This is a genomic window from Candidatus Clostridium stratigraminis (assembly GCF_045310675.1).
Taxonomy (GTDB): Bacteria; Bacillota; Clostridia; order Clostridiales; family Clostridiaceae; genus Clostridium_AT; species Clostridium_AT stratigraminis.
In genome coordinates, this window is sequence record NZ_JBJHZZ010000002.1 from 339,167 (window position 1) to 351,676 (window position 12,510).

A 12,510-nucleotide genomic window follows, 5' to 3' on the forward strand; every position below is an offset into this window, starting at 1 on the left:
TAGCAGTACACTAAAAGGAGAATATCATGGTTATGCAGGCTTTGCATCCTTAACTTTAGTAGATTTTGTTCTTATATAAAAAATGCTAAAAACAAAAGTGGGAATTATAATAAAGTTAATAAGGCAAATGTAGGTATAATAATCTAAGAGGATAAATAAATAAAATAAGTTCTTTGAACAATAATAACTCATTATGAATACCACTAATGTTAGGATATAATCAACAAATTTATTCTTAATCTTCAGTTGTTTTAAAATAAGCAATATAGCAAAAAAGGATAAAATATATTTTACAAACCATCCCCCTACTATTTGAAGCATAACATAAAGTTCACCATTTTCTAAAAAACCAAAATGACTTACTAGTTGGGTTTGAATAAGCTTTGGATAGGATATATTATTAGCTCTATTAATACTAAAGGTCATTATAATTCCTGCAGAAGCTATAATTTCCATTTGAACTAATATTATTAGGCCGATTAAGGCATCACGTCTCAATTTTACCTTGTCTTCAATTTCATTAAGATAGGGTAAAACAATTCCTAAACCACCATACATACCTAGAGATTTAATTAAGGAAAAAATAAAGCCTAAGTTAACTCCATTAGTAAATATGGGGAATAAATATTTGAACTTTTTATATTTTGCAGTAAGAATACTAAGATTTATTCCAGCAAACATTATTAGAGTTATGCCTATTAAAGTTACTATTATAACTGCAACCTTACCTTTTTTTATGGTGTATAGTGCAGGAAAAATGAAAAATACTAGCAGAGTCCAAGGTGGATTAAGATATAGCATATTGGTGTGCATTGAACTTGCCTCAACAGAGGAACTTTCAACTAAGGTCAAAATTAATGTGACTACAAAGAAAAACAGAAAAATGGTGCCCAAAATATTACCAAGTGCCTTCTTATAAATGTTACAAATATTATAGCTGTTTGTTTTTTTGCAAATATATAATATATATAGAAAGTAGAAAATTATTAGCGTAGATGAAATAATAACTGCCACCCATGAGTCTTTACCACCACTTCTCATATAGATAGCAGGATAAGTTTTAAGGGATATTACTGCGGTACCTAATATTAAAAAGGCAAGATGCTTAGAAGTAAATTTGTCCATAGTTATAACCTCACAAACTAATATATAAAGAAATTTCAATTATAAGCTTTTAACTTTAGTAATTATTTCCCTTCATAAGAATACTATTCATTTTTATTACGAATAATAGAATAAATCACATTTATTCTTAAAAGGTTGTGGTAGTATGAATGGAATTGAAATGCTAGCTAGTATAAGAAAGAAACTAGTACACAATTTTGATATAAAATATAGGGAAATACAATGTATCAAAGGAAACATAACCTTGGTTTTTGCAGACAGTCTTTGTGATGCTAAATTTATTAGCGAATATATTGTTACACCTTTGCTGGAAGCTAAGTTAATGAAAAATAATACTGAAGAAGTGAAAAAAGAAATTCTAATGGCAGGTATAGTTGGAGATATAAACACAGAAGAAGAAGCTCTAATTAATATTTTATCAGGTAATGTGGTCATTATTTTTAGCTTTTATAGCAATGTTTTATATTGTGAAGCCAAGGGATTTAGTAAGAGAAGTATAACAACACCTATAACAGAAACTAATATTAAGGGCCCAAGAGAGGGGTTTAATGAACCTTTTATTGATAATGTATCACTGCTCAGAAGAAGAATAAGGGATGTTAATTTAAAATTTGAAAATTTACTTATTGGAGGATCAACTAAGACTACTATAGTATTAGTGTATCTTCAAAATAAGGTACATAAAGAGCTTTTAAATTATGTGAAAGAGCAAGTTAATAATATAAAATCAAGCGAGACTATATTAACTAATCATGTTGAAGAACAATTTCAATGCAAGTATACACTTTTCGACACTGTGGGCTATAGTGAAAAGCCGGAAAAGGTTGCATCTAAAATATGTGAAGGAAGGATAGCTATAATTGTAGATGGGAGCCCTTTTGTTATTACAGTTCCTTATTTCTTTATTGAAAACTTTGAAGTCACAGATGACTATACTTCCAATAAATATTTTGCAAGTGGAATTAGAATTTTTAGATGGTTTGCTTTCATAATGGCAAGTTTACTTACAGGATTTTATGTGGCTATTGTTACACATCATTTTTCTTTAATTCCCTATAGTTTTATTTTCAGACTTGCCATAGCTAGGGCAGGAGTTCCATTTCCAACGGTAATTGAAGTACTGGTTATGATGATTTTTTTTCAGCTTAGCAGAGAGGCAGGCATTAGACTTCCTCAGCCTATAGGTCTTTCAATGAGTATAGTAGGGTCGCTTATCTTAGGTGATGCTACAGTAGGAGCTAACATTGCTTCCCAAACTACTCTAATTATAGTGGCAATTGCATCAATCAGTTCTTTTTTAATTCCTAATTTATATGGAGTGGCATTCTTTTGGTCAATAATAATTATATTTTTTTCAACTATTTTAGGGCTTCCTGGTTTTTACATAGGTTTTTGCATTTTAGTTTCTCATATGGCAGGCTTAAATAGCTGTGGTTACCCATTTTTATTTCCTTTAGGCACCCTTAAGCAGTATAAATATAAAGACCTTTTATTAAGAGGAGATTTAAATAGAATATCAAATAATATTTTAGATGAGGATAAAACGAAGTGAAAAAGATAATTTTATCAATTTTTTTAGGTTTTACTTTATTTTTTAACGGGTGCAGAGGTTATAATGACGTTAATAGGCTGCTATTTGTAACTACCGTAATTATAGATGTTGATAAAAATAACATGCCAATAATATATTTAGAAGCATTTAAGCCTACAAGAACTACTCAAGGTGGATCAGAGAAAGGAGAGAGATTATTATTTAAGGGAACAGGAAAAACAGTTTTTGAAGCCTTAACCGATATAAACTTATCTTCAAGTTTAAAATTAAATTATACACAAAATAAAGTAATTATGTTCACTCAATTTGCGGCTAAGTATGGCATAGACAATTTTATAGATATAGTTGATAGAGAGCAACAGTTTTTAGTAAGGCCATACATCGCCGTATTGATGACTTCTCCTGATAGAATATTAGGAGCTAAGATTAAATCAGAAGAATACATAGGCATTTATATACATGACTTAATAGAAAATGTTGGAGCATCCCCAAGAGCTATAAAGCTTCCAATTAATGATTACTTAAATAAAAGATTAATTGGCAGTAGAACTGGCATTGTAACGGCCGTGGATCTTAAAAAAAATCAATTGGAGGATATTATTGAAATAGAAGGTGGAGCTATTATTAAAAACGATAAGATGGTTGACTTTATGACAAAAAGGTTAGGTTTAGGATATAATTTTCTAGAGTATGATTTAAGTTCTGGAAGTCTTGAAATTACAAATCCTGATAATAATAATAGCTTTGTAACCTTAAGAATCTTAAATAGCAAAACAAAAACAAATTTAACATATGATGGAGAATTAATTCACCTGAATAAAAGGATAAAACTAAAAACTAGTATTGCAGATGTTCAAAAAAATATAAGTTTTAACGATGATGAATTAGAGAAAATTAAAAATAAATCTAAGTTAAATATAGAAGAAGCTTGTAAAAGTTTATTTAATAAATACAAAGAAGAAAATTTGGATATCTTCGAAATTCAAGAAGAATTTGAAAGAAAGTATCCTAATGTAAAATTGGAAAATGTATTAAAGATAACTGAACTTAACTTGGAAATAGATGAAACTATTGAAGGATCACCTGATATTCAGGGCAATACATAAAGGGATTTTTTAAATCTCTTTAAATTGAATGTTGTAAGTTATGTTTTTTGAAGCTTAAGCTAGTTGTTAATTATATTTATTATGATTATAATATAGTTAATATAATAAGAACTTCTATATATTGGAAAGGATTTATTGATATATGAAGGGGCATAAAGAAATTATAAAATTAACAATACTAGAAACAAGTGATATTCATGGCAGTATATTTCCTATAAATTATGGTACTAATGAAAAGTATGATACAGGACTTGCTAAAATCTCTACTCTAATAAATCAGGAGAGATTAATTAATCCACATACCATTCTTATAGACAATGGGGATTTGCTCCAGGGAACACCCATTACGTACCACTATGCTAGAATAGACAGCAAAGATATAAATCCAGTTATAAAGGTATTAAATTATTTAAATTATGATGCCGCAGTTATAGGTAATCATGAATTTAATTATGGCAGGGAAATTTTAGAGAGAGCTATGAAAGATTCAAACTTTCCATGGCTCTCAGCAAATACTATTTTTAAGGGAAATAAGCAGCCATATTCAGGAATCAGCTATATAATTAAGGAATTCTCTAATGGATTAAAGGTTGGAATAATTGGACTAACCACTAAGTATATCCCTAATTGGGAAAATCCAATACATATAGAAGGATTGCAGTTTGAAGACCCCATAGTACATGCAGAAAGACTTGTAAAATATTTAAAAGAAGGAGAAAAGGTGAACGTTGTTGTAGTTTCATACCACGGGGGTATAGAAAGAGATATTGATACTGGAGAAGCTGCAGAAAACTTAACCGGGGAAAATCAAGGCTATGAATTATGTATGCAAGTTCCTGGTATAGATGTGCTCTTAACAGGCCATCAGCATAGGCTAATTTCAAGCAAGCTTATAAATGGTGTACTTGTTATTCAACCAGGTGCTAATGGAACCCACCTTGGTAAAATAGATCTTCTATTTGAAAAGAGAGAAGATAAGTGGAGCATAGTAAGTAAATCTTCTAAGCTTTTAAGTACCAAAGATATTGAAACAGATAATAAGTTGCTTGAGATTGTAACCATAGATGAAGAAAAAACTCAAAAATGGCTTGATATGCCTATCGGTAAAATTAAAGGTGATATGCTTGTAGGGGATCCTATGAAGATAAGAGTAAAAGATAGTGCACTTATAGAGTTTATAAATAAAGTCCAAATGTACTATTCGGGAGCTTCCATTTCAAATACAGCACTCTTTGACAACTATTCTCCAGGGCTGCCTCCAGAAGTTACCATGAGAGATATAGTTTCTAATTATATATATCCTAATACCTTAAGAGTAGTTAGAATAAAGGGAAAGGATATTAAGGCAGCCTTAGAAAGAAGTGCTTCTTATTTTGAGACCTTTAATGGCAAAGAAATAAAAGTAAATCCTGAGTTTTTTAACAATAAGATTCAGCATTATAATTATGATATGTGGGAAGGCATTGATTATATTTTAAATATTTCAAAACCAATTGGTGAAAGAGTTGTTAAACTGAATTACAAAGGACATCCCATGGAAATGGAAGATGAATATGATGTAGTCATGAATAATTACAGGGCCGGTGGCGGCGGTGAGTATGAAATGTTCCAAAATAAGCCAGTGATTAAAGATATGACAACTGATGTTTCAGAATTAATTGCAAATTACATTATGGATAGAGGTTTAATAGAGGCAGAGGTTAATAATAATTGGATGGTAATACATGATTAGAAATAAGCAAAAGACGGTGGATTTTCACCGTCTTTTAATACAATTAATATAATATAATAATATAAGAAAATAATGTATATATTCACCACAATATGATAAGAATAGTAAATAGAAGTAAATATAACTTTTTTAATAAAACTAAGGAATATAGATTACAAACAAAGTTAACAATTTGTTAAGAAACATTATGACTCAGAATGTTGAATAAATATTCTGAATATTATATAATGTAGAAAATAGCACCTAAAAAAAACTTGAAGGGGTGGTAATCATGATTCATGTATTCTGCAATAAAAGAGGTTCAGGAAAAACTAAAGCACTGATCAATTCGGCAAATGACAGAATTTTAGAGGCAAATGGACATGTAGTTTATATTGATTGTGACAGAAGAAGACTTTTTGATTTAGACAAAAGAATTAGATTTATTTCAACTGATGAATATGGCTTAAAAGATTTTAACTGTTTTTACGGATTCTTGTGCGGCATTATTTCGGAGGATTATGATGTTGATACCATTTATGTTGATGGATTATTCAATATTGTATCTGGCGTTGTAAGTGATGCGGCACATTTATTTTTGCAATTAGAAAAACTTTCCCTTGAAAATAATGTTGATTTCTATATAAATGTTAATGAAGAAGAACGGGAAATGCCGGAATTTATTAAAAAATATGTTGCATAAAAAAGAATAAAAAAATAATGGCAGCTAAATGAGCTATTACTTATTAATATAAGTAAGTTATAATTCATTTAGCTGCCTTTATATTATTACTTATTAACGTAATCTAAAAATAAACTCTAGAATTCCTATAATTAGCTCAAAAAGAATGAGTATAATTACCATAATTTCAAGCTTTGTTCCTCTTTTTTCATGAGATAATGTTGCAAATACATCAGTTATATCTCGAAGAATTTCACTTTTACCAGTAATCTTTGCATATCTTTCCTTAAATTCAAAGAGCTCAGTAGCTTGAACAAAGAAATTTTCTATGTCTTCATTGTCCCAGGCGGATTTTGGCTTATCTAGAAGCATAAGATTTGAAATAGTATGATACTTAAATCTTAAAACCTGTGCTGAAGTTTTTGCAATTTGTTCATCAGACATATTGAACTTTCCAGTATCAAGATAATTAATTACATCCTCAATACTATCAAGAAGCTTTTCTGTATCATTTTCTATTTTTCTAAGTGCTGTAGATTTTGCCAGTACCACTGACAATATATCAAGATAATAGGGAGCAAATTCATTTGATGTCATAAGGTCATTATATAACATATATTCATATTCTGGTGATATCTCCAGCCTATATTCATCAATATAATTATCCGGTGCGTTATTTTTTAAAGTAGGATCAATCTTTTTTATATAATTTGTTACATCCATAATTTCATGATGTTCCATGTTTACAAAAACCATAGAACCAAAATAATATATGTAGACCCATTTATTTTCTACACCTTTTAAAATACCCTTTAATGCACTGTCACTCAGTACTAGGGGGTCTTCCCATTTATATTTATGATTTATTCCAAAATGAGCTGCTAACTTGTTTAAATTTATCTCATTACTTAATACTAAGGATTTAAAAACCCAGCTCTGCATAGTAACACTCCTTTAAATATAACTTTAAGCTTCATTGCTTATATTTATTAATGCAGCAAACATGATTTAGAAGAAAATAATCTAAGAAGCTTTTTATCTATAACTATGATTTTATCATAAACTTCAATTAGTATACAGCAAATATTGATTAAATAATGTTTTAAATATATACTATTATAAGATAAAGTGAAGAAACGAAGGAGAGATTATAATGTCTAGTGTATATGACGTATTAGTAGAACGTGGTTTTCTTAAGCAATTAACTCATGAAGAGGAAATTAAGGAATTGTTAGAAAAAGAAAAGATAACTTTTTATATAGGTTTCGATCCAACGGCAGATAGTTTACATGTAGGTCACTTTATAGCAATGATGATGATGGCACATATGCAAAGAGCAGGCCATAGACCTATTGCACTTGTTGGTGGTGGAACTGCCATGGTGGGAGATCCATCTGGTAAAACTGATATGAGAAAGATGCTTACAAAAGAAGAAATATCTCATAATGCTAACTCAATTAAAAATCAGCTTGAAAGGCTAATTGATTTCAGTAATGGGAAAGCAATTCTTGAAAACAATGCTAATTGGCTTTTAGATCTGAATTACGTAGATTTTCTTAGAGAGGTAGGAGTACATTTTTCAGTTAACAGGATGCTGACAGCTGAATGCTTTAAGCAGAGGCTTGAAAAGGGACTTTCCTTCCTAGAATTTAATTACATGCTTATGCAGGGCTATGACTTTTTAGAGTTAAATAGACGATATGGCTGCATCATGCAGCTGGGTGGAGATGATCAATGGTCTAATATGTTAGCTGGAGCTGATCTTATTAGAAGGAAGGAAAATAAGCCTGCTTTTGCAATGACCTGTGCCTTATTAACTAATAGTGAAGGCAAGAAAATGGGCAAAACAGAAAAAGGAGCACTGTGGCTTGATAAGGAAAAAACTTCACCTTATGATTTCTATCAATATTGGAGAAATATAGACGATGCGGACGTAGAAAAGTGTCTTGGACTTTTAACATTTCTACCTATGGAGGAAGTCAGAAGATTAGGATCACTTAAAGATTCTGAAATAAATGAAGCTAAGAAGGTACTTGCATTTGAAGTTACTAAGTTAATTCATGGAGAGGATGAGGCCTTAAAGGCTAAATCTGGGGCTGAGGCACTATTTTCAGGCGGAAGTGATATGACGAATGTACCAACATCATCTATTTCAAAGGAGTTTTTAGGCGCTAGTATATTAGATATACTTGTAGAAGCTAAAATACTACCATCAAAGGGAGAGGGTAGAAGATTAATTCAGCAAGGTGGTCTTACTGTAAATAATGAAAAAGTTAAAGATGTAAACTTTATTGTTACAGAAGAACATTTTTCAGAAGATGGTATGTTGGTGAAGAGAGGAAAGAAAAATTACAACAAAATTGTTATTATATAGATGCTGTATTTTTGTTGAAGGTTTTCAATATAATTAGAATAAGTATTTACATTAAAGAAGTAGAATTATAAATAAGAACTTATGAAGAAAATCCCTTAGGGGATTTTCTTATTAAAATTTGTTTTTTTGTAAAACAATATCATTATAATTCCATTTTAGTTTTATCCAAAATAATCGATAATTAATATTATATGTATAAAATTGAGGTGGTGAAGCAATGGCAGGAATAAGCAATATAATTGGTGCCTACAATATAAATCCTAAGAGAATATCAAGTAAGCTTTCATTTGAAGTTGGGCAAGTTTTTTCTGCTAAGATTGTTTCGACAGGTGAACTTAATAAAGAGCTTATATTAAGATTATTAGATGGATGGCAATTTCCGGCAAAGCTCCAAAAGCAGTTAGATTTTGTACCTGATGGTTTAGTAAAATTTCAGGTAGAAGGATTTTCTGAAGGTAAGCTTCAAATTAAGCTGCTAAATTCAAGTAAGGATCAGGATGAATTAGATAAAAATACTCTTGAAGATTTATTACTGCAAAGTAAAATTGATGTAAATAAAGAAGATTATGATATTTTAAAGAATATGATAAAACATAATATGCCTTTAACAAAAGAAAATATATCTAAAGTTAAAACCATTTTTGATTTTAGAGATAAGCTTCTTGAGGACACTGAGGAGGCTGATAATTTTATACTTAAATTTATAAATAGTAAAAATATAAAGCCTGATTCTGCTGAGGGCATTGAAATTAAAGATACATTAATTAAATTCTTTAATGCACTGAAAAATATTTCAGAAGATGAAATATTAACCATGATTGAAAATAATATAGATTTAAATGAAGAAAATATTAATAGCTTCATAAAAGTAAACAATGAGTCTTCAACAATATATAAAGACCTAAAAGACATAAGTAAACAGATGGAATTAAATTTTAATCAAGAAGAAGATATATCTAAACTTTTGATAAAAATTAAAGAAGCTCCAAATGCAAAGGAAGAAATAAATAAGCTTTTCGAGGAATTGAAATTAAAGGGTGAAAGCAGCAGCTTAAATTCTAAAGAATCAAACCTCTTTGAGGGGCTAAAAAAACTGCTTCAGGAAAATATACCTAATAAGGAAATGAATAAATTTATAAATCCTAAGGGGAAGGATAGCGACAGCTTTGATATCCTTAACGCCAAAACTATAGAAACTGCTGATAATGGAAATAAAGATAGTAACAGTATAGTATCTGATAAAAATAATGAAACGTTGGAAAGTGAATTTGAGAAAATTGAAAAGGGTTTTAAAGCATTAAGTGAAAATAATTCAGATAAAGATAAAGACAAGTCAATTAACCTAGAAAAAAACAGCGAAAATAAAGATTTAGAAGAGAAGGTATTAGCTTTTAAAAGTTCATCAAAGGATAAAATAAGCTTAGTGAAAAATCAATTAGAAGACATGGTAAAAGAAGAGTTTACTAATAAAACAGAAACCATGAAAAATATTATTAAAGAAGTCTTAGATAAGATTGATAAAACTAAGCCTGAAATAATGGACAAAGTAATTCAGGGATTAAAGGATAATATTAATGATTTTAAAGTTTTTAATTCTATTTCAAATCAGTATTATTATCTTGATATTCCTATTAATTTGAATAGAGAGGAATATAACTGTAAGCTATTAATCAAAGATGATAGGAAAACCGGAAAGAAAATTGATTCTAAAAATGTCAGTATGGTAGTAAGTGTAAAAACAGGCAATATCGGCGTTGTTGATGCCTATATGAAAGTAAAAGAGCAAAATATGAATGTAACTCTTAAATGTGATGAAACCTGGATTAAATTACTTTCATCTGGAAAAAATAAGATTATGAATGAACTTAAGGAATTAGGCTATAATACATTTTTAAATATAGAAAAAAGAGACTTAGGAGTCAATTTGATAACCTGTAGGGATTTTTTCGATGACAGCAGCCTAAGTAGTATAAATGTTAAGGTTTAAGAGGATGGTTAAAAATGAAAAACATTAAAAAGGCGGCTGCTCTTGAGTATGAGAATAATTATGACACCCCTATTGTAACTGCAGCAGGCATGGGTTTTATTGCTGAGAATATAATAAAAAAAGCAGAAGAAAGCAAGGTTCCAATTGTATATAACAAAGAAATGGCTGAACTTCTTGCAAATGTGGATGTAGGAGATAGCATACCTCCTGAATTATATGAAGCGGTGGCTAAAATTATAGTATATGTTATGGACATGGATAGAAGTAAAAGATGACCGCCGAAAGGAGTTGACTAAATGGGCCTATATGCAATTTCTGATCTGCATTTAGCACTTAGTGGTGAAAAGCCAATGCATGTATTTGGAGATCAGTGGTATAAGCATGATGAAAAAATTGAGAGCAATTGGTTTTTAAAAATAAGTGACGAAGATACAGTTTTAATAGCAGGAGATATTTCATGGTCTATAAAGATGGAAGAGGGTTTACGAGAGCTAGATTGGATTCACAGGCTTCCAGGTAGGAAGATATTAGTAAAGGGTAATCATGATTATTGGTGGCAAAGCATTTCTAAACTTAATAAATTGTATAATGACATGAACTTTATTCAGAACAACTTTTTTTCTTTTGAAGACTATGCTATATGTGGAACTAGAGGCTGGATATCTCCAGGAGAAAATTTCACAAGTCATGATAGGAAAATTTATGACAGAGAAATAATTAGATTAAAGCTGTCATTAGATTCAGCAATAAAGGCAGGATATAAAAAACTAATGGTTATGGTACATTATCCTCCTACTAGTGAAGTTTCTAAGGAGACAGAGTTTACTAAGATTTTCATGGAATATGGAGTTCAGAAAGTATTCTATGGACATATTCATGGCCCAAATTTTAGTAATATATTAGAAGGAAATCTAGATGGAGTAGAATACATACTCACATCAGCAGATTATATTAATTTTGATCCAATTAAAATATTGTAGTTAGCCTAATTTATATTTAGTGTTATTTGCAGCATGTATTGGCTTTAAAGCTAATACATGCTGTAATTTTATATTTAGACTTTCAGGCTATTTAAATAGCTTCGAGAAGAAACCAGTCTTTTTATTATCTTCTTCTTCTGGTTCTTCGGCAGCTTCTATAGGCTGTTCTAATGCTTCTTTAATTAAATCTCTTTGGTCCTTAGCTATTTCTTTTATTTTCTGGGGTACAGCTGGGGTGGTTATAAGCTTACTGAACCAAAGGTTAGCTTCATCTAAATCACTTGTCCTCCTGCATAACTCACCAATTAAATACATCATTGTAAATTTATCCATTCCACAAATAGGAAAGTCTTCGTTTAAATATGCTTCATTAAAACCCTCTAAAGCCTGTTTTAAAAAAAGTTGCTCATTCTCGTCATCTTCTTTGAGCCTATACATCCAAGCTATTCTAAGACAATTAAGTGCCTTTTTACTGGTTTTTGCTCCCATTACTACATTGTTTAATAGACTAAGCTTGTATCTTTCGATTGCAATATCATTGTCATAAACCTCTGGATAACGTCTTCCCTGCCATTTTGGAGCTATTTTATTTTGTATAAGTTCTTTCTGAGAATCTCTAATTTTGTGGAAATCTTGTTTCATGGCAGCATATCCACAAACATTGCAAAGATAAACTTCATAAAAGTATGGATTTATTAAAGAATATCGTACATGAAGGTCGCTGTCACTTTTCAGCCTCCTGTAAGAGGAGCTTTTTACAGTTCTTGCTTGAAAAACATTTTCACAAACAGGACAAGTTACTGTAACGTCATATAAATGATTTTTAGGATCATCATCTTTTTTTTCTGCTTTTTGTTCTTTTTCTTTTTCTTTTTTTGTGTTATAAAGGCTTACATCACTTATATCATCGAAGCCAAGGTCTTCTAAACCAGAAAATATTTTGTCACTCATTTGCATCATCCTTGTTAAATAAATTTTTCTATTAGTTCTATT

General features: G+C 30.0%; 11 protein-coding genes. 8 read left to right on the forward strand and 3 right to left on the reverse strand.

The genetic code is table 11. The features are described from left to right. Nucleotides 1-30: 30 nt before the first annotated feature. On the reverse strand, nt 31-1,125 hold the full coding sequence (locus ACJDUG_RS05935; protein WP_406768964.1) for a GerAB/ArcD/ProY family transporter: 1,095 nt from the start codon (nt 1,123-1,125) through the stop codon (nt 31-33). Between the two features lie 145 nt (nt 1,126-1,270). On the opposite strand from ACJDUG_RS05935, the gene ACJDUG_RS05940 reads away from it, so the two are divergent. From ACJDUG_RS05940 to ACJDUG_RS05955, 4 genes are all read left to right on the forward strand, one after another. Then, nucleotides 1,271-2,677 carry a spore germination protein gene (locus ACJDUG_RS05940; protein WP_406768965.1) on the forward strand — a complete coding sequence of 469 codons (1,407 nt, stop codon included), beginning with the start codon at nt 1,271-1,273 and terminating at the stop codon, nt 2,675-2,677. Continuing rightward, nucleotides 2,674-3,783: a Ger(x)C family spore germination protein gene (locus ACJDUG_RS05945; RefSeq protein WP_406768966.1), complete on the forward strand. Its 1,110-nt coding sequence runs from the start codon at nt 2,674-2,676 to the stop codon at nt 3,781-3,783. Before ACJDUG_RS05940 ends, ACJDUG_RS05945 begins: the two co-directional genes overlap by 4 nt. Nucleotides 3,784-3,925: 142 nt before the next feature. Then, entirely contained in the window at nt 3,926-5,515 is a 1,590-nt protein-coding gene (locus ACJDUG_RS05950) for a bifunctional metallophosphatase/5'-nucleotidase (RefSeq protein ID WP_406768967.1), read from the forward strand. Between the two features lie 271 nt (nt 5,516-5,786). Further along, a complete protein-coding gene (locus ACJDUG_RS05955; protein WP_406768968.1) occupies nt 5,787-6,197 on the forward strand; it encodes a hypothetical protein in 411 nt (136 codons plus the stop codon). 93 nt (nt 6,198-6,290) lie between these two features. Here ACJDUG_RS05955 and ACJDUG_RS05960 read toward each other — a convergent pair whose 3' ends face one another. Next, a complete protein-coding gene (locus tag ACJDUG_RS05960; protein WP_406768969.1) occupies nt 6,291-7,118 on the reverse strand; it encodes an RMD1 family protein in 828 nt (275 codons plus the stop codon). A gap of 211 nt (nt 7,119-7,329) precedes the next feature. On the opposite strand from ACJDUG_RS05960, the gene tyrS reads away from it, so the two are divergent. The 4 genes from tyrS (at nt 7,330) to ACJDUG_RS05980 (ending at nt 11,517) form a co-directional block, all read left to right on the forward strand. Continuing rightward, a complete protein-coding gene (tyrS, locus tag ACJDUG_RS05965; protein WP_406768970.1) occupies nt 7,330-8,550 on the forward strand; it encodes a tyrosine--tRNA ligase in 1,221 nt (406 codons plus the stop codon). A gap of 217 nt (nt 8,551-8,767) precedes the next feature. Continuing rightward, complete coding sequence (locus ACJDUG_RS05970; protein ID WP_406768971.1) at nt 8,768-10,537, forward strand: hypothetical protein; 1,770 nt, start codon at nt 8,768-8,770, stop codon at nt 10,535-10,537. A gap of 14 nt (nt 10,538-10,551) precedes the next feature. Next, complete coding sequence (locus ACJDUG_RS05975) at nt 10,552-10,812, forward strand: EscU/YscU/HrcU family type III secretion system export apparatus switch protein (RefSeq protein WP_406768972.1); 261 nt, start codon at nt 10,552-10,554, stop codon at nt 10,810-10,812. A gap of 21 nt (nt 10,813-10,833) precedes the next feature. Then, nucleotides 10,834-11,517: a metallophosphoesterase gene (locus ACJDUG_RS05980; RefSeq protein ID WP_406768973.1), complete on the forward strand. Its 684-nt coding sequence runs from the start codon at nt 10,834-10,836 to the stop codon at nt 11,515-11,517. Between the two features lie 87 nt (nt 11,518-11,604). Here ACJDUG_RS05980 and ACJDUG_RS05985 read toward each other — a convergent pair whose 3' ends face one another. Beyond that, nucleotides 11,605-12,468, reverse strand: coding sequence for a DUF2225 domain-containing protein (locus ACJDUG_RS05985; protein ID WP_406768974.1), 864 nt, complete (start codon nt 12,466-12,468; stop codon nt 11,605-11,607). Between the last annotated feature and the right edge of the window lie 42 nt (nt 12,469-12,510).

Bases quoted from the DNA above. Each gene is read 5' to 3' on its own strand.
- ACJDUG_RS05970 (WP_406768971.1), top strand. From the start codon at position 8,768: ATGGCAGGAATAAGCAATATAATTGGTGCCTACAATATAAATCCTAAG.
- ACJDUG_RS05950 (WP_406768967.1), top strand. From the start codon at position 3,926: ATGAAGGGGCATAAAGAAATTATAAAATTAACAATACTAGAAACAAGT.
- ACJDUG_RS05940 (WP_406768965.1), top strand. From the start codon at position 1,271: ATGAATGGAATTGAAATGCTAGCTAGTATAAGAAAGAAACTAGTACAC.
- ACJDUG_RS05935 (WP_406768964.1), bottom strand. From the start codon at position 1,125: ATGGACAAATTTACTTCTAAGCATCTTGCCTTTTTAATATTAGGTACC.
- ACJDUG_RS05960 (WP_406768969.1), bottom strand. From the start codon at position 7,118: ATGCAGAGCTGGGTTTTTAAATCCTTAGTATTAAGTAATGAGATAAAT.
- tyrS (WP_406768970.1), top strand. From the start codon at position 7,330: ATGTCTAGTGTATATGACGTATTAGTAGAACGTGGTTTTCTTAAGCAA.
- ACJDUG_RS05975 (WP_406768972.1), top strand. From the start codon at position 10,552: ATGAAAAACATTAAAAAGGCGGCTGCTCTTGAGTATGAGAATAATTAT.
- ACJDUG_RS05980 (WP_406768973.1), top strand. From the start codon at position 10,834: ATGGGCCTATATGCAATTTCTGATCTGCATTTAGCACTTAGTGGTGAA.
- ACJDUG_RS05985 (WP_406768974.1), bottom strand. From the start codon at position 12,468: ATGAGTGACAAAATATTTTCTGGTTTAGAAGACCTTGGCTTCGATGAT.
- ACJDUG_RS05955 (WP_406768968.1), top strand. From the start codon at position 5,787: ATGATTCATGTATTCTGCAATAAAAGAGGTTCAGGAAAAACTAAAGCA.